The following is a 21,730-nucleotide window of genomic DNA, read 5'->3' as shown; positions in this document are numbered from 1 at the left end:
CGCTCGGCTTTTCAGGTAGCCATCTCACCGATTCAGGGTTGATTCATGCGTAACGATGCTAAAGACGATTTCGACAACGTTCCCAGCCTGCGGGCAGACATCGGGGACGATGATGATTTCGAGCCGACACCTGCTACCTCCGTGCGCTCGCGCAATACGCCGGTGGTCAAGGTCAAGAGCGCCACGACCGGCCCGTTGTGGGCACTGGTGGGCGCGCTGCTGATCGCCTTTGCGGGCCTTGCCTGGTGGAGCTTTCAGCAGATCTCCCTGATGGGCCAGCAGTTGGTTGCCACGCAAGAAAGCTTTGCGCGCATCAGTGAAGAAGCGGCGGGGCGTTTGCAGGACATATCCGGCAAGGTGGTCGCCAGCGAAGCCAACGTGAACAACGGCAGCGAAGCGCTCAAGTTGCAAATCAAGCAGCTGGAAGCGCAGTTGCAGGAGCAAGGCAAGCAGCAGGTCGGCGTTGCCGGCCAGGCGAGCGAGCTGGACCAGCGCCTGGCGCAAATGACCGCCAGCACGACCGACCTGGCCAATGCGAATGCCAAGTTACAGGGCCAGGTGCAGGCGTTGACCGACGCGGTGGCAACGCTCAAGGCGGCGCAAAGCGAAATCAAAGACCTGTCTGCCGACGTGGCTGCCCTGAAAAAACAGGGCAACCCGAGCGCGGCGATTGCGCGCTTGGAGCAGGACCTGGTGGTACTCAAAAGCGCCCAGGACAACCAGCCCGCCAACAGCGATGCGCCGACCAATAAAGAGTTCGATGTGTTCCGTATCCAGACCACGCGCAACATCACCACGTTGCAGAGCCAGGTGCAGAACCTGCAGCAACAGCTCAACGAGCCGGCGAAAGTCAGGCCTCTAGGAGGGCAGTGATAGTCGGTGTGAGCCGGTTTCAAACTGTGAGAGCTGGCTTGACTGCGATAGCGGTCTGTCAGCTCATGCTTTGTAACTGACCCACCGCTGTCGCAGGCAAGCCAGCTCCCACAATCAGATGGGGGCCAGAGTTGGGCGCAGGGCTCGTGCCTGAATTGTCACCGGCTGGTGACATTTCCAGCCCCCTTCGTTACTTGCCCTCATCGCACCCTTGTTTAGACTCCGGTCATCCCATAAAAAATAATAAGGGCTACCCATGACCATGCAACCACTGCCTGCCAGTAGTTGGCTGAACGCACCTGCCCATCACAGCTGGCTCGCCACCGAAGGCCAGCGCCTGCTGGCATTCGCCAAGGCCTCGCGCCTGCCTGACGGTTTTGGCAACCTCGATGATCAAGGCCAATTGCCGGCCGATGCCCACGCCGAAACCATGAACACCGCCCGCATGACCCACAGCTTCGCCATGGCCCACGCCATGGGCCTGCCCGGTTACGCCGACCTGGTGGCGCACGGTGTCGCGGCCCTGAGTGGCCCATTGCGTGATAGTGAGCACGGCGGTTGGTTGGCCGCGGCCCACGCCGTCGATGGCAACCGTGGCAAGGCCGCTTACCTGCATGCTTTCGTTGCCCTCGCCGCGAGTTCGGCGGTGGCAGTGGGCGCGCCCGATGCTCAGAATCTGTTGAACGACGCCGTGCACATCATCGACCAGTTCTTTTGGAGCGAGGAGGAGGGCGCCATGCTCGAGTCCTTTGCTCAGGACTGGACCGGTGTGGAGGCTTATCGCGGCGCCAACAGCAACATGCACGCTACCGAAGCGTTTCTGGCGCTGGCCGATGTCACTGCAGACACGCGCTGGCTGGACCGCGCACTGCGTATTGTCGAGCGTGTTATTCACACCTGCGCCGCCGGCAACCAGTTCATGGTCATCGAGCATTTCGACGCCCGGTGGCAACCGCTGCTGGGCTACAACGAAGACAATCCCGCCGATGGTTTTCGCCCTTATGGCATCACCCCCGGGCACGGTTTTGAGTGGGCGCGGCTGCTGCTGCACCTGGAGGCGGCCCGCCTGCAAGCCGGGCTGACGACCCCGGACTGGCTGGTCACCGATGCCAAGGGCTTGTTCGCCAGTGCCTGCGAATACGCCTGGGCCGTGGACGGTGCGCCGGGCATTGTCTACACGCTCGATTGGAACCACCGCCCGGTGGTGCGCGAGCGCCTGCACTGGACCCATGCCGAAGCCAGCGCCGCTGCCCAAGCGTTGCTCAAACGCACCGCAGAGCTGCATTACGAAACCTGGTATCGGCGGTTCTGGGAGTTTTGCGAAAACCACTTTATCGATCGTGTCCATGGCAGCTGGCACCACGAGCTGAGTCCGCACAACCAGCCCAGCAGCAAGATCTGGGGCGGCAAGCCGGACCTTTATCACGCCTGGCAAGCGGTGGTGCTGCCTGCGCTACCCTTGTCACCCAGCATGACCAGCGCTTTGGCACAGGGTTGCTATGTCACCAAATGGTGACATTTGTACGTCCCTTTGTTACCTGCGCCTTGAAAATCCCTGTTTAAACTCCGTGCAGCGCAAGCTCTAGACTTGCATGCATAACAACAAGAAAAGGTACTCAGATGAACGCGATTAATCGCCTCGCCGTAGCTATTTCCATTGCCTCGTTGTTTCCCCTCAGTGCATTTGCCGCCGACTCGAAAGGGACGGTTGAAGTTGTGCATTGGTGGACCTCGGGCGGTGAAAAAGCGGCTGTAGATGTCCTGAAGGCCCAAGTTGAGAAAGACGGCTTCACCTGGAAAGACGGTGCTGTCGCAGGCGGCGGTGGTGCCACGGCCATGACCGTGCTGAAAAGCCGCGCAGTTGCCGGCAACCCGCCTGGCGTTGCCCAGATCAAAGGCCCCGACATCCAGGAATGGGCGTCCACTGGCTTGCTCGACACCGACGTGCTCAAAGACGTCGCCAAAGAAGAAAAGTGGGACTCCCTGCTCGACAAGAAAGTCTCCGATACCGTGAAGTACGAAGGTAACTACGTTGCCGTACCGGTCAACATCCACCGCGTCAACTGGCTGTGGATCAACCCGGAAGTCTTCAAGAAAGCCGGTATCACCAAGAACCCGACCACCCTCGAAGAATTCTACGCAGCCGGCGACAAGCTCAAAGCCGCGGGCTTCATTCCGCTCGCCCACGGTGGCCAGCCTTGGCAGGACAGCACCGTGTTCGAAGCGGTCGTACTGTCGGTGATGGGTGCCGACGGCTACAAGAAAGCCCTGGTTGACCTGGACAACGGCGCGCTGACCGGTCCTGAAATGGTCAAGGCCCTGACTGAGCTGAAGAAAGTCGCGACCTACATGGACGTCGACGGCAAAGGCCAGGACTGGAACCTGGAAGCAGGCAAAGTCATCAACGGCAAGGCCGGCATGCAGATCATGGGTGACTGGGCCAAGTCCGAGTGGACCGCCGCCAAGAAAGTCGCCGGTAAGGATTACGAGTGCGTAGCCTTCCCGGGCACCGACAAAGCGTTCACCTACAACATCGACTCCCTGGCGGTGTTCAAGCAGAAAGACAAAGGCACTGCTGCCGGTCAGCAGGACATCGCCAAAGTCGTGCTGGGTGAAAACTTCCAGAAAGTCTTCAGCATCAACAAGGGCTCGATCCCTGTGCGCACCGACATGCTCAACGAAATGGACAAGCTCGGTTTCGACTCCTGCGCCCAGACCGCTGCCAAAGACTTCCTGGCTGACGCCAAGACGGGCGGCCTGCAGCCAAGCATGGCGCACAACATGGCCACCACCCTGGCCGTGCAAGGTGCGTTCTTTGATGTCGTGACCAACTACATCAACGACCCGAAAGCCGACCCGGCCGACACCGCCAAGAAACTCGGCGCTGCGATCAAGTCTGCGAAGTAACGGTTAGCACGGCTGATCCTTGTGAGGGGAAACCCCCTGACCCCTCACAAGGTTTGTTCCTGTAGTCCTTTTTCCCTGTACTGGATTTTCCCATGAGTTCTGTTGCTGTGTTCAGCAAGGCCTCGCCGTTCGATGCACTGCAGCGCTGGCTCCCTAAACTGGTGCTGGCGCCCAGCATGTTCATCGTGCTGGTGGGCTTTTATGGCTACATCCTGTGGACGTTCGTGCTGTCGTTCACCACATCCACCTTCCTGCCAAGTTACAAATGGGCCGGCCTTGCGCAATACGCGCGGTTGTTCGACAACGACCGCTGGTGGGTAGCGAGCAAGAACCTGGCGGTTTTTGGCGGGATGTTTATCGGTATCACCCTGGTGATTGGCGTGACCCTGGCGATCTTCCTCGACCAGAAAATCCGCCGCGAAGGTTTTATCCGCACCATTTACCTGTACCCGATGGCGCTCTCGATGATCGTCACCGGTACCGCCTGGAAATGGCTGCTCAACCCGGGCATGGGCCTGGACAAACTTCTGCGTGACTGGGGCTGGGAAGGCTTCCGTCTCGACTGGCTGATCGACCCCGACCGCGTCGTGTACTGCCTGGTGATTGCCGCCGTGTGGCAAGCCTCCGGTTTCATCATGGCGATGTTCCTCGCCGGCCTGCGTGGCGTTGATCAGTCGATCATCCGTGCCGCGCAGATCGACGGCGCCAGCCTGCCGCGCATCTACTGGAGCGTGGTGCTGCCCAGCCTGCGTCCGGTGTTCTTCAGTGCGGTAATGATCCTGGCGCACATTGCCATCAAGAGCTTCGACCTGGTGGCGGCAATGACCGCCGGCGGCCCGGGCTACTCCTCCGACCTGCCTGCGATGTTCATGTACTCGTTCACCTTCAGTCGTGGCCAGATGGGCATGGGCTCGGCCAGTGCAATCCTGATGCTCGGCGCGATCCTCGCGATCATCGTGCCTTACCTGTACTCCGAGCTGAGGACCAAGCGTAATGACTAGTCTCGCTTCCAAACCGACCATCAGCCTGAGTCGCGTCGCGATCTACGCGGTGCTGATCCTCGCGGTGCTGCTGTACCTGGTGCCGCTGGTGGTGATGCTGCTGACCAGCTTCAAAACCCCGGAAGACATCAGCACCGGCAACCTGCTGAGCTGGCCGACCGTGGTCACCGGCATCGGCTGGGTCAAGGCCTGGGCCACTGTAGATGGCTACTTCTGGAACTCGATCAAGATCACCGTTCCGGCCGTATTGATCTCCACCGCCATCGGCGCGTTGAATGGCTATGTGCTGTCGTTCTGGCGCTTCAAAGGCTCGCAGTTGTTCTTCGGCCTGCTGTTGTTCGGCTGCTTCCTGCCGTTCCAGACTGTGTTGCTGCCGGCCTCGTTCACCCTCGGCAAAATGGGCCTGGCCAGCACCACCACGGGCTTGGTGTTTGTGCACGTGGTCTACGGGTTGGCGTTTACTACACTGTTCTTTCGTAACTACTACGTGAGCATTCCGGATGCGCTGATCAAGGCGGCACGATTGGACGGTGCGGGTTTTTTCACCATCTTCCGTCAGATCATTCTGCCGATGTCGACGCCGATCATCATGGTCTGCCTGATCTGGCAGTTCACCCAGATCTGGAACGACTTCCTGTTCGGTGTGGTGTTCTCCAGCGGCGATTCGCAGCCCATCACGGTGGCGCTGAACAACCTGGTCAACACCAGCACCGGGGCCAAGGAATATAACGTGGATATGGCGGCGGCGATGATCGCCGGGCTGCCGACCCTGCTGGTCTATGTGATCGCAGGCAAGTATTTCGTGCGCGGCCTCACGGCCGGCGCGGTCAAGGGGTAATCATGGCTACGCTTGAACTTCGCAATGTAAACAAGACCTATGGCGCCGGCCTGCCCGACACCTTGAAGAACATCGAACTGTCGATCAAGGAAGGCGAGTTCCTGATCCTGGTCGGCCCTTCGGGTTGCGGCAAATCCACGCTGATGAACTGCATCGCCGGGCTTGAAACCATCACCGGCGGCGCGATCATGATCGGTGATAAAGACGTCAGCGGCATGAGCCCCAAGGATCGCGACATCGCCATGGTGTTCCAGTCCTACGCGTTGTACCCGACCATGAGCGTGCGCGAGAACATTGAGTTCGGCCTGAAGATTCGCAAAATGAGCCAGGCCGATATCGACACCGAAGTAGCGCGCGTGGCCAAGCTGCTGCAGATCGAGCACTTGCTAAACCGTAAACCGGGACAACTGTCCGGTGGCCAGCAACAGCGTGTGGCCATGGGCCGTGCCCTGGCACGTCGGCCAAAGATCTATCTGTTCGACGAACCGCTGTCCAACCTCGACGCCAAGCTGCGCGTCGAGATGCGCACCGAAATGAAACTGATGCACCAGCGTCTGAAAACCACCACCGTCTACGTCACCCACGATCAGATCGAAGCGATGACCCTGGGCGACAAAGTGGCGGTGATGAAGGACGGCATCATCCAGCAGTTCGGCACGCCAAAAGAGATCTACAACAACCCGGCCAACCAATTTGTGGCGAGCTTCATTGGTTCGCCGCCGATGAACTTCGTGCCGCTGCGCCTGCAACGCAAGGACGGTCGTCTGGTGGCGCTGCTCGACAGCGGCCAGGCGCGCTGCGAGCTGGCGCTTAACGTGTCGGACGCCGGCCTCGAAGACCGCGACGTGATCCTGGGCCTGCGTCCGGAGCAGATCATGCTGGCGGCAGGCGAGGGCGACAGCGCATCGAGCATTCGTGCCGAAGTCCAGGTCACCGAGCCGACCGGTCCGGACACCCTGGTGTTCGTGCAACTGAACGACACCAAGGTCTGCTGCCGCCTGGCGCCCGACGTGGCGCCGCAGGTGGGCGAGACCCTGACCCTGCAATTCGATCCAGCCAAGGTGCTGCTGTTTGACGCCAACACCGGCGAGCGCCTGGGCACTGCCGCTTCATTGCCAGCACAGGACCGTGCGGATAATGTGGCCCAATTCAAGGGACGCTGAGTGTTGCGCCTGAATGGATAACTTGTTGTTTTGGTTAAAAAAAGTAACCCGCGTTAGATAAAAACAGTTTAATAACAATAAAGACGAGGATGTAGGGATGAAAAAGCAACACAACAACACCCGGCTGATCTGCCAACTGTCAGCGGCAGCAGCCCTGGTATTGTCCGCCAATGCGATGGCGGACGATGCTTTCAGTGCCGATTCCAAGTGGATGACCGGCGATTGGGGCGGCGAGCGTACCAAGCTGATCGAGCAAGGTATCGATATCAAGGCTGATTACGTTGGGGAAGTCGGTGGCAACCTGAGCGGTGGCTACAACAACGACAAAACTGCCCGTTACGCTGACCAGTTCGGTCTGGGCGTAGCACTGGATCTGCAAAAGCTGTGGGGCTGGGATAACACCCAGGCCAAGATCCAACTGACTAACCGGAACGGCGCAAACATCTCCAATGACCGCATTGGTGACCCGCGTGCCGGCACCTTGAGTTCGTCTCAAGAAGTTGATGGCCGAGGCCACATGGTGCGTCTGACCCAGTTCTGGATTCAGCACCAGATGTTCGACAACAAGTTGGACGTGAAGCTCGGTTACTTCGGTGAAGGCGAAGACTTCAACACCTTCCCGTGCGACTTCCAGAACCTGTCGTTCTGCGGCTCGCAAGTGGGTAACTACGTCAACACCTGGTACAACTGGCCTGTCAGCCAGGCAGCGATCCGCGTGAAGTACAACATCACGCCTGAGCTGTATGCGCAAATCGGTGCGTACAACCAGAACCCATCGCAGCTGGAGCACGGCAACGGCTTCAAACTCAGCGGCAGCGGCACCAAGGGCACCGTATTGCCGGTGGAATTGGTCTGGTCGCCGAAGGTCAATGGCCTGCCGGGCGAATACCGTGTGGGTTACTACAAGAGCACCGCTGACGCTACCGACGTACGTGAAGACGTCAACGGTAACGATGCCGGCACCACCGGTGCGGCGTTCCGCGTGCGCAGCAGCAAGAGCGGCTACTGGGGCGTTCTGCAACAGCAACTCACCACGCACAATGGCGATGCTTCGCGCGGCCTGAACATTGCGGCCAACGTGACCTTCCACGACAAAGACACCAACCTGGTCGACAACTACCAGTCGCTGATGCTTGTGTATAAAGGGCCATTCGACGCACGTACCAAAGATGACGTCGGTATCGGTGTTTCCCGCATCCATGCCAACAGTGACGTGAAGAAAAACGCTGAGTTGCTCAACGCGGCCGGTGGCTTCACCGACTACGACCAGTCCGGTTACGCACCGCTGCGTAACACCGAGTACAACGTCGAACTCAACTACGGCATCCACGTCACCAACTGGCTGACCGTGCGTCCTAACCTGCAATACATCGCCAACCCAGGTGGTGTGAAACAAGTCGACAACGCGGTAGTAGCGGGCCTGAAAATTCAGTCTACGTTCTAACGCTGTTGCGATAAGCTCCTTCTCTCTGTGCGCATTTTGCGGATAGCCATGGCTATCCGCTTTTTTTTGGATTGCACTGTGAAGAACTTCAGGACCGTGGCACATGCATGAGCATCCGCTGCAACGCTTTTTCAAATCCCTGCGCGAGCGTCCGGTGTTCGCCTGGGAACGCTTTCAGATGCGCGACGTGTTGGTCATCGACCATCCGTTGTGCCAGGCAGTGTTCAGCCGTCAGGGCGCGCAATTGCTGCACTTTCAACCGCGTGGCCAGAAACCCTGGCTGTGGTGCGCGGCCAAGTGGCCGCAAGTCGGTGCCATCCGAGGCGGCGTGCCGGTGTGCTGGCCGTGGTATGGGCGTCATCCGAGCGAAAACGCGTGGCCTTCCCATGGGTGGGCGCGGCTGATCGACTGGAAGCTGCTCGACAGCAGCACCGACGACGACGGTGTGCGCCTGCACTGGCAATTGCAGCTGTGCGACTGGCAGGTCGACCTGCACGCACACCTGGGTGAAACCCTGGAGCTGCGCCTGTGCACCGAGCATCAGGACGAACTGCCGTGCCAATTGAGCCATGCTTTGCACGCCTATTGGCGTATTGGTCACGTGGATGAGATAGCGCTGTCTGGGCTTGATGGCGCGCAAGGTTATGACCAGCTCAATCGCCAGGCTTGCCAGCAGGAAGGCGAGCTGCGCGTGGATGGCGGGTGCCAGCGGGTGTTCCAGCACGAGGGCGAATTGCACCTCAAAGACCATGCCTGGCAGCGCGAGTTGTGCATCGACACCGGCGACAGCGCCGACACCGTGGTGTGGCACCCGGGCAGCCGGCCGTTGTTGGGCGTGAGCTTTAACGAGGCGTCGGGGTTTGTGTGCGTGGAGTCGGCGATGGCCGGTGCGAGCTTGGCACCGGGGGAGAGGGCGCATTTGAGTTTGCAGGCCAGGGCAGGGGCTTAGTGGTGCGGCTGATGGCCTCATCGGGGGCAAGCCCCCTCCCACATTTGAAGGTATTCACAAATCAAACTGTGGGAGGGGGCTTGCCCCCGATGAGGCCAGTGAAGCCAGCACACAGGCTGGCTTAGTTGAACTCATCCCCCACCGGATACCGGCTGTCATTCAGGCTCTCTTTGATCTTGCGCAAATGCGGCTGGAAATCCACCCCGCGGCGCAAGGTCATGCCGGTCGCCAGTACATCCAGCACGGTGAGCTGGATGATCCGCGAGGTCATCGGCATGTAGATGTCCGTGTCTTCGGGCAGCGGAATGTTCAGGCTTACCGTACTGGCCTTGGCCAGTGGCGAGTTCTCGGCGGTCACGCCCAGCACTGACGCACCGTTTTCCCGGGCGATGCGCGCCACTTCCACCAACTCACGGGTACGCCCGGTGTAGGAAATAATCACGAACAGCTCGCCCGTATGCGCCACAGACGCGATCATGCGCTGCATCAGCACGTCGGCATGGGCGGTCACGGCCAGGTTGAAGCGGAAAAATTTGTGCAGCGCATCCATGGCCACCGGGGCTGAAGCGCCAAGGCCAAAGAAATGGATCTGCCGCGCCTGGATCAACAGGTCCACGGCCTTGCTGATCAGGGCCGGGTCCAGGGCCTGGCAGGCGCTGTCCAGAGATGCAATCGCGCTGCCAAAGATCTTCTGCGTGTAGGCCTCAGGGTTATCATCGGCTTCGACGGCGCGGCTGACATACGCTGCGCCACTGGCCAAACTTTGCGCCAGCTGCAATTTAAGTTCAGGGTAACCGCTGACGCCGAACGAACGGCAGAAACGGTTGACCGTCGGTTCACTGACCGAGGCGGCTTGGGCGAGGGCGGCGATAGAGAAGCGGGTCGCCTGCTGCGGGTTGAGCAGGATAACCTCGGCGACTTTTTTCTCGGCCTTGTTCAATTCTTCGAGGCGGTTCCGGATCTGTTCCAGAAGATTTCGCACGCGGTCCATTCAGTCTTTCCTTCGGGCGACGATGCAAATTAAGGGCGGTAACCAATCGACGAGTGGTTCTTTGCGGTGGCCTATCCTACTGAGGGTAGCTGAACACCACCACTCGGAATGCGTATTTCGGGAAAATGTTGTGGTTATTACTACATTTTTCCTTGAGTGATGCCTTGAAAAAAGGTATTTGTAGCTTAACTTGATAAAAGAACAAACATCATGCCTTCGATAACCGTAGAACCCTGCACCTTTGCCCTGTTTGGCGCGTTGGGTGATCTGGCGCTGCGCAAGTTATTTCCTGCTCTCTATCAACTCGATGGCGCGGGCCTCCTGCACGACGACACGCGCATCCTGGCCCTGGCCCGTGAGGCCGGCTCCGAACAGCAACACATGGCCCACATCGAGAAAGAACTGCGTAAGTACGTCGGCAAGGAACTTGATGAAGCCGTGGCGACACGCTTCCTCGCGCGCCTGGCCTATGTGCATGTCGATTTCATGAAAGCCGACGATTACGTCGGCCTGGCCGAGAAGGTCGGTAGCGACCAACGCTTGATCGCCTATTTCGCCACCCCGGCGGCTGTTTACGGGGCGATCTGCGAAAACCTGGCCAAGGTCGGCCTGGCGGAAAACACCCGCGTCGTGCTTGAAAAACCCATCGGTTCGGACCTGGAGTCCTCGCGCAAGGTCAACGACGCCGTGGCGCAGTTTTTCCCGGAAAACCGCACCTACCGTATCGACCACTACCTGGGCAAAGAGACGGTCCAGAACCTGATCGCGTTGCGTTTTGCCAACAGCCTGTTCGAAACCCAGTGGAACCAGCACTACATTTCCCACGTGGAAATCACCGTGGCCGAGCAGGTCGGTATCGAAGGCCGCTGGGGTTACTTCGACAAGGCCGGCCAGCTGCGCGACATGATCCAGAACCACCTGTTGCAACTGCTTTGCCTGATCGCCATGGACCCGCCGGCCGACCTGTCCGCCGACAGCATCCGTGACGAGAAGGTCAAGGTGCTCAAGGCGCTGGCGCCGATCAGCCCGGAAGGCCTGACCACCCAAGTGGTGCGCGGCCAGTACATCGCCGGCTACAGTGCCGGCAAACCGGTGCCGGGTTACCTGGAAGAAGAGAATTCCAACACCCAGAGCGACACCGAAACGTTTGTCGCCCTGCGTGCCGATATCCGTAACTGGCGTTGGGCCGGGGTGCCGTTCTACCTGCGTACGGGCAAGCGCATGCCGCAAAAGCTGTCGCAGATCGTCATCCACTTCAAGGAACCGTCCCACTACATCTTCGCCCCCGAGCAGCGCCTGCAGATCAGCAACAAACTGATCATCCGCCTGCAGCCGGACGAAGGTATTTCCTTGCGTGTGATGACCAAGGAGCAGGGCCTGGACAAGGGCATGCAGCTGCGCAGTGGCCCGCTGCAACTGAATTTTTCCGACACCTATCGCAGCACCCGTATTCCGGATGCCTACGAGCGGTTGTTGCTGGAAGTAATGCGCGGCAATCAGAACTTGTTTGTTCGCAAAGATGAAATCGAAGCCGCGTGGAAGTGGTGTGACCAGTTGATCGCCGGGTGGAAAAAATCCGGTGATGCGCCCAAGCCGTACGCGGCGGGTTCCTGGGGGCCGATGAGCTCAATTGCACTGATCACGCGGGATGGGAGGTCATGGTATGGCGATATCTGAATTGAAACTGCCTCAGGGCGTAACTGCTCATGAGTACCGCACGCCCGTTTTGCTGGCCGATGGCTTGGCCAATGACGTGGCCGAGCAACTGCGCGCGGCCATCAGTGCCCGTGGCGAGGCGACCCTGGTGGTGTCTGGCGGCCGCAGCCCTGTGGCGTTTTTCCAGAACCTGGCCAAACAGGGGCTGGACTGGTCCAAGGTCACCATCACGCTGGCCGACGAACGTTGGGTGCCGGTGGAGCACGCCGACAGCAATGCCGGCCTGTTGAAGAAATACTTGCTGCAAGGTCCAGCGGCTAAGGCCAAGTTCCTCAGCCTGTATCACGTTGCGGCCACGCTTGAAGATGCCGCCGAACTGGCCGATCGCCAGTTGGCAGAGTTGCCCGCCATCGACGTGCTGGTACTCGGCATGGGCGATGACGGCCACACCGCGTCGCTGTTCCCCAACAGCCCGAACCTGGCTGAAGCACTCAAGGCCGACGGTACCCGCCGTTGCTGGCCGATGCTTGCGCCGACCGTGCCACACCAGCGCCTGACCATGAGTCGCGCGTTGCTGGCCACGGCCCACTACACCGTGCTGTCGATTTCCGGCAGCGCAAAATTGACCACCTTGAGCGCCGCGCTGGCCAGTGATGACGTTGCTGCCATGCCGATTCGCGCGTTTTTGCAACCTACTTTAGAGATTTACTGGTGCCCATGAGCCAAGGATCAGCCGCTATGAAAAGCCCTCAACCGACCGTGTCCATGGCGGATAAAGTTGCCTTGATCGACAGCCTCTGCGCCAAGGCGCGGATCCTGCCGGTGATCACCATCGCCCGCGAACAGGACATCCTGCCGCTGGCCGATGCCCTGGCAGCTGGCGGTTTGACCGCATTGGAAGTGACCTTGCGTTCCGAGTTCGGCCTCAAGGCGATTCAAGTGCTGCGCGAGCAACGCCCTGAATTGTGCACCGGTGCCGGCACCGTGCTCGACCGTCACATGCTCGAAGCCGCCGAAGTGGCCGGCTCGCAGTTTATCGTCACGCCAGGCATTACCCGTGACCTGCTGGAAGCCTCGGTGCACAGCCCGATCCCGTTGCTGCCAGGCATCAGCAATGCCTCCGGCATCATGGAAGGCTATGGCCTGGGTTATCGCCGCTTCAAGCTGTTCCCGGCAGAAGTGAGTGGCGGCGTTGCTGCGATCAAGGCGCTGGGTGGTCCGTTCGGCGAAGTGAAATTCTGCCCAACCGGCGGCGTTGGCCCGGCCAACATCAAAAACTACATGGCGTTGAAAAACGTGATGTGCGTGGGCGGTAGCTGGATGCTTGATCCGGAGTGGATCAAGAACGGCGACTGGGCCCGCATCCAGGAAGTCACCGCACAGGCGCTGGCACTGCTGGATTGAGCTGATTTACCGAATCGTTGTTGCTGTGCTTAACGGCATTTTTGCGGCGCACTTGGTCGGTGTGCCGCTTTTTTTTGCCTGTAGAAAACCTCAAATTCAACGCCGATCAATGTGGGAGCGGGCTTGCTCGCGAATGCGCTGGTTCAGTTGGCCTATTCGTCGACTGACCCAGCCTATTCGCGAGCAAGCCCGCTCCCACATTTCAGTCCGCGCTTAGCTCGGTTATTGCTTTGACCAGGGCATCGATGTCCGCCGCCGAAGTCACCAACCCCGGCGTCACCCGAATGCAGCTGCCAAAGGCCGCGCCGACACGGGTGGTGGTAAACAGGTCGTAGTCCTTGAGCAACCGATCCGCCATCACCTGCTGATCACGGCCGGTGAACTTGAACCCCGTGATCCCGCAATACAGCCGTGGGTCATCCGGCGTCAGCACCTCGATGCCCGGCAACTGACGCACCGGGTTCACCCACAGATCCCGCAGGTAATTGACCCGTGCGCCCTTGGCCGCCGAGCCACCCAGTGCACGGTGCTCTTGCAGCACCAGCGGCAAGGTCATCAGCGCCGGGAAATTCGGTGTGCTGTAGGGCGTACGCGCGCGAACATCGGTGGCCGGGTAATGACACTCGCCCATGTCCGGGTCGATATCGGCCAGGCGCTCCGGGGCGATGTACAGAAAGCCCAGAGTCAGCGGCGCGCCGATCCATTTGTGCAAATTGAAGCCGGCGAACTGGATGCCCAGTTGGGCGAGGTTGAATTCGATCTGGCCCAGGGCGTGGGCGCCATCGAGGATCACATCCACGCCGTGCTCACGTGCGGCTGTGGCAATCGCCTCGACGGGCATTACCAGGCCGGTGCGGTGGGTCACGTGGGTCAGGGCCATCAACTTGAGGCGTGGGTACTGCACAAACGCAGTGCGATAAGTCTGCACCAGGCTGTCGAAACTGGCCGGGTGAGTGTGGGATAACTCGATCACCTCCACGCCGCGATAGCCCGCCAGCCAGCGCATCGCGCCTTTGACCGTGTCGTACTCCAGGTCGCTGATCAGCACTTGGTCGCCCGGTTGCAGGTTGTTGTAGTTGCGGATCAGTGACTGCAAAGCTTCTGTGGCATTGCGGGTGAACGCAATCGACTCCGGGTCGGCGTCGATCAGTCCGGCCAGTTGGCGGCGCACCTCGTCGTTTTCACCCTGCTCAAAGCGCTGGCGCACATACAGTGAGTTGCTGCGGTTGATAAACGCGACGTGCTCCAGGTACTGCGCCCGTACCGCGTGGCTCATACGCCCGAAGTAGCCGTTTTCCAGATTGATCGGGCCAGGTTCCAGCTCATAGCTTTGGGCAATGGCCTGCCAGTGACGTTCGTTATCTGCATTCCTTGGCATGGCGAGGCTCTCAGTGGCGGGGGGCAGGTTTGCCGTGCTTTACGCGCAGCGGTTCCAATAGTTCGGACAGGCCGTTGTGGTCGATTTCCTGCATCAACGCCAGCAAGCCGCCCAACTCGCCGTGAGGGAAACCCTCACGGGCAAACCAGTTCAGGTAGGGGCCGGGCAAGTCGGCGATGATCCGTCCCTTGTATTTGCCGAAGGGCATTTCGCGGGTGATCAGCAATTCGAGTTTTTCGGGGTTCATGGGCTTCAAGCGTTCAAGTCGAGACCTTGGAAAATACAGGCATTCTGCATGAAGGCCAAATGACAGATCATGCAAATAACTCGCATACAGATGGTTCAATAATTTTTATCTTGTTGAAAAATAAGGAAAAAATTGTTTTTTAAAACTTGGCACGGGCGCTGCAATCATTAATACACGTTTCTTAACCCGCACAAGGAATTGAAAAATGACTGACATCAACAAAGAATCGATCTCTGTACTTAACGACCTGATCGAGACCAGCAAAGACGGCCAGAAAGGCTTCGCAACTTGTGCTGAAGACATCAAGCACCCAGAGCTCAAAGCGCTCTTCCAGAAACGTGCCGCCGATTGCGCCAGCGCTGCCGCTGAGCTGCAAACCGCTGTGAAAGCCCTGGGTGGCGATCCGGAAAATTCCGGTTCGGTTGCCGGCGCACTGCACCGTGGTTGGGTCGACGTGAAATCGATGGTTACCGGCAAAGATGAAGAAGCCGTGCTGAACGAAGCCGAGCGCGGTGAAGACCACGCACTGAAGGCTTACAAAGAAGCGATCGAGAAGATCAACAAGCACAACCTGCTGGGTATTCGTGACCTGGTTGAGCGTCAGTTCCACGGCGCCCAACGTAACCACGACCAGGTGAAAGCCCTGCGTAACCAGGCTCGCGCTCAGTCTTGAGTCGCGCCTGATTAGAAAAAGCCCCGCTGATGCGGGGCTTTTTTATGGGCGATTTTTATACCCAGGCATCAGCCGATGCTGATCGGCGGCAGTTCGGTCAATGTCACCACCTGCTGCTTGCGGGGTGCGAGGATTTCCGCCTCACCGTCCACTACCAACTCATCGCGTTGGTTGAACACGCGAGTGGCGATGCGCACGCGAAACTTGGGCAGCTTCTCGAGGATTTCCAGACGCACGGTCAAGGTGTCGCCGATTTTCACCGGCTTCTGGAAGCTCATCTGCTGGCCGATATAGATAGTGCCCGGCCCAGGCAGCTCGCAGGCAACGGCCGCGCTGATCAGGGCGCCGCTGAACATGCCGTGGGCGATACGCTCCTTGAACATGGTCGCCTTGGCGTACTCGGCATCCAGGTGCACCGGGTTGTGGTCGCCGGACATCGCGGCAAACAACTGGATATCACGCTCTTCGACGGTCTTGCTGTAGCTGGCGGTCTGACCGACTTCGAGGGCTTCGTACGGGGTGTTGGTAACCTGAGTCATCTCGGGGTGCATCCTGTGGCTAATCAGTAATTAAACAGTATGATTTTAAGCGTTTGATTTTAAACGAAAAGCTATTCGCAGCGGGTCGGCCTGCGCAAGGTCAGAGCCTGTTGCAACCACGCCAGTACATCCGCTGTGACTTCATCACGGTTGGTTTCGTTGAACACTTCATGACGCGCCTGCGGGTAGATATTCAATTGCAGGTGCTGACAGCCGGCCTCACGCAACGCATGGGCCAGGCTTTTGAGACGCTTGCCTTCACTCACCGGATCACATTCGCCGCCCATCACCAGGATCGGCAGGCCCGGATCGATCTGCGCGAGATTGGACGCTTTGCTGATTTGCTGCAAGCCGCCCAGCAGGTCGATCCACAACTGGTTGGTGCAACGAAAGCCGCAAAGCGGGTCGGTGATGTACTGGTCGACCTCGACCGGGTCGCGACTGAGCCAATCAAACGCCGTTCGGTTGGGCTTGAAGGCTTTATTGAACGAGCCGAACGACAGGAACTCGATCAGCGCACTGCGCCCGCGCAAGCCCTGGCGTGCCCGTTCGATACGAGCAATCACCGCCGCCGTGCGGTACAGCGCAATCGGCTGGAAATTCGAACCGCTGAGAATCGCGCCATTCAGGCTGGCGCTGTGGTGCAGCAGGTAGGCCTGGGCGATGTAGCTGCCCATGCTGTGGCCCAGCAGAATAATGGGCAGCCCTGGCTGCTGCTGGCCGATGTGCTGGTTGAGGCTGGCCAGGTCGCCCACCACTTTGTTCCAGCCGTCCTTTTCGGCGTACAGCCCCAGCGTGCCTTCATCGGCGGTGCGGCCATGACCGCGCTGGTCCAGCGCATACAGGCCGTAACCGGCACCGCACAGGGCTTGGGCCAGGCGTGAATATCGACCACTGTGCTCGGCCATGCCGTGGGACAGCATGATGATTGCCCGGGTCTCGCCTTCCGGCAGCCATTGATTGACGTACAGGCGGCTGCGGTCATTCGCGGTCAGCCAGAAGGTGCTGTGGTTCATGGCGCTTCCTTTGCTCAGGGTCGTTGCAGTGTATAGCTCATCCTCGGGCTTGCGTCTGATCAGTGCAGGCCCTTGTAGGAAGATTCACGCAATTAATGACGCTCTTTCCTGTATTTGCCTGTTTGGCCATAGCTGCTAACGTCCCCAAAGCTCCGCTTTTTATAGCAGCACGTTTTTTATCGCTGCAGCGGTCGGACACACTCAGGTAAGAGGACAAGAATAATGCAACCTGATTTCTGGAATGACAAACGCGCCGCGGGCGTTCCCAGCGACATCGATCTCACCACGTACAAGTCGGTGATCGAAGTCTTCGAACGTTCCTGCAAGGCCTTTGCCGACCGTCCGGCGTTCAGCAACATGGGCATCACCCTGACCTACGCCGAGCTTGAGCGCCAGAGTGCAGCGTTCGCCGGTTACCTGCAGCAACACACCGACCTCAAGCCGGGCGAGCGTATCGCGGTGCAGCTGCCCAACGTGCTGCATTACCCGATTGCCGTGTTCGGCGCACTGCGCGCCGGGCTGATCGTGGTCAACACCAACCCGTTGTACACCCCGCGCGAGATGCGTCACCAGTTCAAGGATGCCGGCGTGCGTGCGCTGGTGTACCTCAACCTGTTTGGTGCGAGGGTGCAGGAGGTGTGCGCCGACACCGAGATCGACTACCTGATCGAAGCCAAAATGGGCGACTTCATGCCGGCTGCCAAGGGCTGGTTGATCAACACCGTGGTCGACAAAGTCAAGAAAATGGTCCCGGCCTACCACCTGCCACGGGCGGTGTCGTTTAAACGCGCGTTGCGCATGGGCGCGGGGCAGGGGTTGATCCGGCATCCGGTCACGCTGGATGACATCGCCGTGCTGCAATACACCGGCGGCACCACTGGCCTGGCCAAGGGCGCGATGCTCACTCACGGCAACCTGGTTGCGAATATGCAGCAGGTCCGGGCGTGCATGTCCCAGGTCACCGACGATGGCCAGCCGCTGGTAAAGGAAGGGCAGGAGGTGATGATCGCGCCGCTGCCGCTGTACCACATCTATGCCTTCACGGCGAACTGCATGTGCATGATGGTGACCGGCAACCACAACGTGCTGATCACCAACCCGCGCGACATCGGCGGGTTCATCAAAGAGCTGAAAAAGTGGCGGTTCTCCTGCCTGCTGGGGCTCAACACCCTGTTTGTGGCACTGCTGGACCACCCCGACTTCAAGACCCTGGATTTCTCCCACCTCAAGATCACCAACTCCGGCGGCACCGCCCTGATCAAGGCCACGGCCGAGCGCTGGAAGGCGGTGACCGGGTGTTCCATCGGCGAAGGCTACGGCCTGACAGAAACCTCACCCGTGGCCAGCACCAACCCGTACGGCAGCCAATCGCGCCTGGGCACGGTGGGGATTCCAGTGCCGGGTACAGGGATGAAGGTGATCGACGATGACGGGCACGAGCTGCCATTGGGTGAGCGCGGCGAGCTGTGCATCAAGGGCCCGCAGGTGATGAAGGGTTACTGGCAGCAGCCGGCCGCTACCGCCGAGGCGCTGGACGCCGACGGTTGGTTCAAGACGGGTGATATTGCGGTGATCGACAACGATGGCTTCGTCAGCATCGTTGATCGCAAGAAAGACCTGATCATCGTTTCGGGCTTCAACGTTTATCCCAACGAGATCGAAGACGTGGTGATGGCCCACCCGGCGGTGGCCAACTGCGCGGTCATCGGCGTGCCGGATGACCGCACCGGGGAGGCGGTGAAGCTGTTTGTCGTGGCGCGTACCCAAGGCGTGAGCCTTGAAGAACTGAAGGCGTACTGCAAGACCAATTTCACCGGGTACAAAGTGCCCAAGCATATTGTGTTGCGCGACTCGCTGCCGATGACGCCGGTGGGCAAGATTTTGCGCAGGGAGCTTCGCGACATCGCCTGACCCTGATTGAAATCCACTCAAAATGTGGGAGGGGGCTTGCCCCGATGGCGGCGTATCAGTCAGCAGATGTGTTGGCTGAAACACCGCCATCGGCGGCAAGCCTCCTCCCACATTGTTATTTACTGCCCTGAAAACCCTATTCCAGAGCCTTTTGCTGGGATATTTCATCGCTGCTTAAAGTGTGACCAAATATTGTAGGACAGTCATGTTTATGACCGTAGGGGCCCCTTTTGGCTCTAGGCGGCCCTTGGCAAAGCTGCTACTCTCGGCGCGCTTTGTGACTTCTCGGCCTGCTTGAAAGCGCCAGACTCACCTTTAAAAAAACATACACCAATAATAATCGCATCAAATGCGATGATGAATTCGCGTCGCTGAGGAGTGGGCTTCCATGAACGAAGACTTTTGGAAGGATAAGTACCCCGCCGGGATTGCTGCAGACATCAATCCAGACGAGTATCCAAATATTCAGGCGGTACTGAAACAGTCCTGCCAGCGCTTCGCCGACAAGCCGGCTTTCAGCAACCTGGGCAAAACAATCACCTACGGTGAACTGTACGAATTGTCCGGTGCTTTCGCCGCTTACCTGCAACAACATACCGACTTGAAGCCTGGCGATCGCATCGCCGTGCAACTGCCCAACGTCCTGCAATACCCGGTTGCCGTGTTCGGCGCCATCCGTGCCGGCCTGATCGTGGTTAACACCAACCCGCTGTATACCGCGCGGGAAATGGAACACCAATTCAATGATTCCGGGCCAAGGCTCTGGTCTGCCTGGCGAACATGGCGCACCTGGCTGAAAAAGTCGTGCCCAAGACCGCCGTCAAACACGTGATCGTCACCGAAGTCGCCGACCTGTTGTCGCCGTTCAAGCGCCTGCTGATCAACAGCGTCATCAAGTACGTGAAGAAAATGGTCCCGGCCTATCACTTGCCCAAGGCGATCAAGTTCAACGACGTGCTGGCGAAGGGGCACGGCCAGGCGGTCAATGATGCCAGCCCGGCCAGCAGCGATGTTGCCGTGCTGCAATACACCGGCGGCACCACCGGCGTGGCCAAGGGCGCGATGCTCACCCACCGCAACCTGGTCGCCAACATGCTGCAGTGCAAAGCGCTGATGGGCTCCAACCTCAACGAAGGTTGCGAAATCCTGATCACGCCGCTGCCGCTGTACCACATCTATGCCTTCACCTTTCATTGCATGGCGATGATGCTGATCGGCAACCACAACATCCTGATCAGCAACCCGCGCGACTTGCCGGCGATGGTCAAGGAACTGTCGAAGTGGAAGTTCAGCGGCTTTGTCGGCCTCAACACGTTGTTCGTGGCGCTGTGCAACAACGAAGGCTTCCGCAAGCTGGACTTCTCTGCGCTGAAAGTCACCCTGTCCGGCGGCATGGCCCTGCAACTGGCTGCGGCCGAACGTTGGAAAGACGTGACCGGTTGCAACATCTGCGAAGGCTACGGCATGACCGAAACCAGCCCGGTGGCGACGGTCAATCCGATCCAGAACATCCAGATCGGCACCATCGGCATTCCAGTGCCATCGACTGTGTGCAAAGTCATCACCGACGACGGCGTCGAGCTGGCCCTCGGTGAAATCGGCGAACTGTGCGTCAAAGGCCCGCAAGTGATGAAGGGCTACTGGCAGCGCGAAGACGCTACCGCCGAAATCCTCGACAGCGAAGGCTGGTTGAAGACCGGCGACATCGCGATCATCCAGCCTGACGGCTACATGCGCATCGTCGATCGCAAGAAAGACATGATTCTGGTCTCCGGCTTCAACGTCTATCCCAACGAGCTGGAAGATGTGCTGGCAACCTTGCCGGGCGTGCTGCAGTGCGCGGCCATCGGCGTGCCGGATGAAAAATCCGGTGAGCACATCAAGATCTTCATCGTGGTCAAGCCCGGTGCCACCCTGACCAAAGACCAGGTGATGGAGCACATGCGCGCCAATGTCACCGGCTACAAGGTGCCCAAGGCCGTTGAGTTTCGTGATGCGTTGCCGACCACCAACGTGGGCAAGATCCTGCGACGTGAGTTGCGTGATGAAGAACTGAAGAAGCTTGGCCTGAAAAAGTAACCCAATAAAAACCCCCGCAATTGCGGGGGTTTTTATTGCCTGGATTGGAATGCAATCCAAATGTGCGAGCGTGCTTGCTCGCGAAAGCGGTGGGTCAGTAACACATCCGGCGACTGACACACCGCATTCGCGAGCAAGCCCGCTCCCACATTGTTGATCTGCGTCTTTACACCGCAAACTGCGCGAAGCTCACACCCGAACCCGCCGGGCGCACATCGGTAAGGAACGAATCCTTGTCCGCGCTCAGCTCCAGAGTGATCTCCGGGCTGCGCTTGCCTGCATTGCGCACCACCAGGCCTTCAAGTTTTTCACGCAAAAATGCTGTCGGCACCTTCAGGTGCAGCAACTGATCGGACTCGGCGTTGTGCATCAACAGGTGAATCCACTCGTACTGGCCCACGGCAATACGGCCCACCGGCAGGTCGAACCACCAGATGTTGCGTTTGCGGTCCAGGTCGGTGAAGTGGCAGTTGTTGAGGCCGAGTACGGCACCGCCCAGTTCCTGGTTTCTGCGGGCGATAGCCTGTGCTTTATTGAGTTTCATAACCTTCCTACGGGATCTGTTATTCAGCGTTATAGCCTGAATGTGCGGGGCATTCTCGTGGGTTGGCTGCAAAACATAAAGCCAAACCTGCAGGCGGCGATGAAATGCCGGTCGAAA

The 21,730-nt window shown here is 59.2% G+C and carries 19 protein-coding genes and 1 pseudogene; 14 read left to right on the top strand and 6 right to left on the bottom strand.

Features of this window, described 5'->3' with window-relative positions; all coding sequences use genetic code 11:
* The first annotated feature begins 45 nt into the window (after nucleotides 1–45).
* The 8 genes from AB5I78_RS22975 (at nucleotide 46) to AB5I78_RS22940 (ending at nucleotide 9,175) form a co-directional block, all read left to right on the top strand.
* Nucleotides 46–873 carry an ATPase gene (locus tag AB5I78_RS22975; protein WP_262210409.1) on the top strand — a complete coding sequence of 276 codons (828 nt, stop codon included), beginning with the start codon at nucleotides 46–48 and terminating at the stop codon, nucleotides 871–873.
* A gap of 256 nt (nucleotides 874–1,129) precedes the next feature.
* A complete protein-coding gene (locus AB5I78_RS22970; protein ID WP_370003859.1) occupies nucleotides 1,130–2,389 on the top strand; it encodes an AGE family epimerase/isomerase in 1,260 nt (419 codons plus the stop codon).
* 104 nt (nucleotides 2,390–2,493) lie between these two features.
* A complete protein-coding gene (locus AB5I78_RS22965) occupies nucleotides 2,494–3,780 on the top strand; it encodes an ABC transporter substrate-binding protein (RefSeq protein ID WP_106578439.1) in 1,287 nt (428 codons plus the stop codon).
* A gap of 92 nt (nucleotides 3,781–3,872) precedes the next feature.
* On the top strand, nucleotides 3,873–4,781 hold the full coding sequence (locus AB5I78_RS22960; protein ID WP_053257700.1) for a carbohydrate ABC transporter permease: 909 nt from the start codon (nucleotides 3,873–3,875) through the stop codon (nucleotides 4,779–4,781).
* Nucleotides 4,774–5,619 carry a carbohydrate ABC transporter permease gene (locus tag AB5I78_RS22955; protein WP_106578440.1) on the top strand — a complete coding sequence of 282 codons (846 nt, stop codon included), beginning with the start codon at nucleotides 4,774–4,776 and terminating at the stop codon, nucleotides 5,617–5,619. Before AB5I78_RS22960 ends, AB5I78_RS22955 begins: the two co-directional genes overlap by 8 nt.
* Before the next feature lie 2 nt (nucleotides 5,620–5,621).
* On the top strand, nucleotides 5,622–6,782 hold the full coding sequence (locus tag AB5I78_RS22950) for an ABC transporter ATP-binding protein (protein WP_145159523.1): 1,161 nt from the start codon (nucleotides 5,622–5,624) through the stop codon (nucleotides 6,780–6,782).
* A 97-nt stretch (nucleotides 6,783–6,879) separates the two neighbouring features.
* Complete coding sequence (locus AB5I78_RS22945) at nucleotides 6,880–8,226, top strand: carbohydrate porin (RefSeq protein WP_145159521.1); 1,347 nt, start codon at nucleotides 6,880–6,882, stop codon at nucleotides 8,224–8,226.
* A gap of 103 nt (nucleotides 8,227–8,329) precedes the next feature.
* Nucleotides 8,330–9,175: a D-hexose-6-phosphate mutarotase gene (locus AB5I78_RS22940; RefSeq protein WP_124418336.1), complete on the top strand. Its 846-nt coding sequence runs from the start codon at nucleotides 8,330–8,332 to the stop codon at nucleotides 9,173–9,175.
* Between the two features lie 121 nt (nucleotides 9,176–9,296).
* Here AB5I78_RS22940 and AB5I78_RS22935 read toward each other — a convergent pair whose 3' ends face one another.
* Nucleotides 9,297–10,157, bottom strand: coding sequence for a MurR/RpiR family transcriptional regulator (locus AB5I78_RS22935; protein WP_170039859.1), 861 nt, complete (start codon nucleotides 10,155–10,157; stop codon nucleotides 9,297–9,299).
* Between the two features lie 219 nt (nucleotides 10,158–10,376).
* Here AB5I78_RS22935 and zwf point away from each other — a divergent pair, with 219 nt between their 5' ends.
* From zwf to AB5I78_RS22920, 3 genes are read left to right on the top strand one after another with little or no spacing between them, the layout of a single operon-like run.
* Entirely contained in the window at nucleotides 10,377–11,843 is a 1,467-nt protein-coding gene (gene zwf / locus AB5I78_RS22930; protein WP_106578444.1) for a glucose-6-phosphate dehydrogenase, read from the top strand.
* Nucleotides 11,830–12,543 (top strand): 6-phosphogluconolactonase, encoded by a 714-nt coding sequence (gene pgl, locus AB5I78_RS22925; RefSeq protein ID WP_145159519.1) that lies wholly within the window; start codon nucleotides 11,830–11,832, stop codon nucleotides 12,541–12,543. Before zwf ends, pgl begins: the two co-directional genes overlap by 14 nt.
* 17 nt (nucleotides 12,544–12,560) lie before the next feature.
* Nucleotides 12,561–13,226 (top strand): bifunctional 4-hydroxy-2-oxoglutarate aldolase/2-dehydro-3-deoxy-phosphogluconate aldolase, encoded by a 666-nt coding sequence (locus AB5I78_RS22920; protein WP_106578446.1) that lies wholly within the window; start codon nucleotides 12,561–12,563, stop codon nucleotides 13,224–13,226.
* A 202-nt stretch (nucleotides 13,227–13,428) separates the two neighbouring features.
* Here AB5I78_RS22920 and AB5I78_RS22915 read toward each other — a convergent pair whose 3' ends face one another.
* Both AB5I78_RS22915 and AB5I78_RS22910 read right to left on the bottom strand, forming a co-directional pair.
* A complete protein-coding gene (locus AB5I78_RS22915; protein WP_370003851.1) occupies nucleotides 13,429–14,604 on the bottom strand; it encodes an aminotransferase class V-fold PLP-dependent enzyme in 1,176 nt (391 codons plus the stop codon).
* A gap of 10 nt (nucleotides 14,605–14,614) precedes the next feature.
* Nucleotides 14,615–14,851 carry a DUF3820 family protein gene (locus tag AB5I78_RS22910; RefSeq protein ID WP_017139191.1) on the bottom strand — a complete coding sequence of 79 codons (237 nt, stop codon included), beginning with the start codon at nucleotides 14,849–14,851 and terminating at the stop codon, nucleotides 14,615–14,617.
* Nucleotides 14,852–15,056: 205 nt separating this feature from the next.
* Here AB5I78_RS22910 and AB5I78_RS22905 point away from each other — a divergent pair, with 205 nt between their 5' ends.
* Nucleotides 15,057–15,524, top strand: a complete 468-nt coding sequence (locus tag AB5I78_RS22905) for a PA2169 family four-helix-bundle protein (RefSeq protein WP_145159513.1) — start codon at nucleotides 15,057–15,059, stop codon at nucleotides 15,522–15,524.
* 68 nt (nucleotides 15,525–15,592) lie between these two features.
* Here AB5I78_RS22905 and AB5I78_RS22900 read toward each other — a convergent pair whose 3' ends face one another.
* Together AB5I78_RS22900 and AB5I78_RS22895 are read right to left on the bottom strand one after the other, a co-directional pair.
* Entirely contained in the window at nucleotides 15,593–16,063 is a 471-nt protein-coding gene (locus AB5I78_RS22900) for a MaoC family dehydratase (RefSeq protein WP_003175719.1), read from the bottom strand.
* Nucleotides 16,064–16,134: 71 nt separating this feature from the next.
* Nucleotides 16,135–17,079 carry a lysophospholipase gene (locus AB5I78_RS22895; RefSeq protein ID WP_370003845.1) on the bottom strand — a complete coding sequence of 315 codons (945 nt, stop codon included), beginning with the start codon at nucleotides 17,077–17,079 and terminating at the stop codon, nucleotides 16,135–16,137.
* A gap of 222 nt (nucleotides 17,080–17,301) precedes the next feature.
* On the opposite strand from AB5I78_RS22895, the gene fadD2 reads away from it, so the two are divergent.
* Nucleotides 17,302–18,990 (top strand): long-chain-fatty-acid--CoA ligase FadD2, encoded by a 1,689-nt coding sequence (fadD2, locus tag AB5I78_RS22890; protein WP_370003842.1) that lies wholly within the window; start codon nucleotides 17,302–17,304, stop codon nucleotides 18,988–18,990.
* A gap of 388 nt (nucleotides 18,991–19,378) precedes the next feature.
* Nucleotides 19,379–21,069, top strand: a pseudogene (gene fadD1 / locus AB5I78_RS22885) (long-chain-fatty-acid--CoA ligase FadD1).
* A 166-nt stretch (nucleotides 21,070–21,235) separates the two neighbouring features.
* Here the strand turns inward: fadD1 and AB5I78_RS22880 are convergent.
* Nucleotides 21,236–21,613: a hypothetical protein gene (locus AB5I78_RS22880; protein WP_262210422.1), complete on the bottom strand. Its 378-nt coding sequence runs from the start codon at nucleotides 21,611–21,613 to the stop codon at nucleotides 21,236–21,238.
* Nucleotides 21,614–21,730 lie beyond the last annotated feature (117 nt).

Origin of the sequence: Pseudomonas sp. N2-3-1-14 (genome assembly GCF_041228395.1) — a bacterium.
Lineage (GTDB): Bacteria > Pseudomonadota > Gammaproteobacteria > Pseudomonadales > Pseudomonadaceae > Aquipseudomonas.
The sequence above is the reverse complement of the archived record's forward strand: the minus strand, read 5'-3'. Positions and strand labels throughout refer to the sequence as shown.

Excerpts from the sequence above, each read along its gene's own strand:
- AB5I78_RS22975 (WP_262210409.1), top strand. The coding sequence starts at position 46 with ATGCGTAACGATGCTAAAGACGATTTCGACAACGTTCCCAGCCTGCGG.
- AB5I78_RS22970 (WP_370003859.1), top strand. The coding sequence starts at position 1,130 with ATGACCATGCAACCACTGCCTGCCAGTAGTTGGCTGAACGCACCTGCC.
- AB5I78_RS22965 (WP_106578439.1), top strand. The coding sequence starts at position 2,494 with ATGAACGCGATTAATCGCCTCGCCGTAGCTATTTCCATTGCCTCGTTG.
- AB5I78_RS22960 (WP_053257700.1), top strand. The coding sequence starts at position 3,873 with ATGAGTTCTGTTGCTGTGTTCAGCAAGGCCTCGCCGTTCGATGCACTG.
- AB5I78_RS22955 (WP_106578440.1), top strand. The coding sequence starts at position 4,774 with ATGACTAGTCTCGCTTCCAAACCGACCATCAGCCTGAGTCGCGTCGCG.
- AB5I78_RS22950 (WP_145159523.1), top strand. The coding sequence starts at position 5,622 with ATGGCTACGCTTGAACTTCGCAATGTAAACAAGACCTATGGCGCCGGC.
- AB5I78_RS22945 (WP_145159521.1), top strand. The coding sequence starts at position 6,880 with ATGAAAAAGCAACACAACAACACCCGGCTGATCTGCCAACTGTCAGCG.
- AB5I78_RS22940 (WP_124418336.1), top strand. The coding sequence starts at position 8,330 with ATGCATGAGCATCCGCTGCAACGCTTTTTCAAATCCCTGCGCGAGCGT.
- zwf (WP_106578444.1), top strand. The coding sequence starts at position 10,377 with ATGCCTTCGATAACCGTAGAACCCTGCACCTTTGCCCTGTTTGGCGCG.
- pgl (WP_145159519.1), top strand. The coding sequence starts at position 11,830 with ATGGCGATATCTGAATTGAAACTGCCTCAGGGCGTAACTGCTCATGAG.
- AB5I78_RS22920 (WP_106578446.1), top strand. The coding sequence starts at position 12,561 with ATGAAAAGCCCTCAACCGACCGTGTCCATGGCGGATAAAGTTGCCTTG.
- AB5I78_RS22915 (WP_370003851.1), bottom strand. The coding sequence starts at position 14,604 with ATGCCAAGGAATGCAGATAACGAACGTCACTGGCAGGCCATTGCCCAA.
- AB5I78_RS22910 (WP_017139191.1), bottom strand. The coding sequence starts at position 14,851 with ATGAACCCCGAAAAACTCGAATTGCTGATCACCCGCGAAATGCCCTTC.
- AB5I78_RS22905 (WP_145159513.1), top strand. The coding sequence starts at position 15,057 with ATGACTGACATCAACAAAGAATCGATCTCTGTACTTAACGACCTGATC.
- AB5I78_RS22900 (WP_003175719.1), bottom strand. The coding sequence starts at position 16,063 with ATGACTCAGGTTACCAACACCCCGTACGAAGCCCTCGAAGTCGGTCAG.
- AB5I78_RS22895 (WP_370003845.1), bottom strand. The coding sequence starts at position 17,079 with ATGAACCACAGCACCTTCTGGCTGACCGCGAATGACCGCAGCCGCCTG.
- fadD2 (WP_370003842.1), top strand. The coding sequence starts at position 17,302 with ATGCAACCTGATTTCTGGAATGACAAACGCGCCGCGGGCGTTCCCAGC.
- AB5I78_RS22880 (WP_262210422.1), bottom strand. The coding sequence starts at position 21,613 with ATGAAACTCAATAAAGCACAGGCTATCGCCCGCAGAAACCAGGAACTG.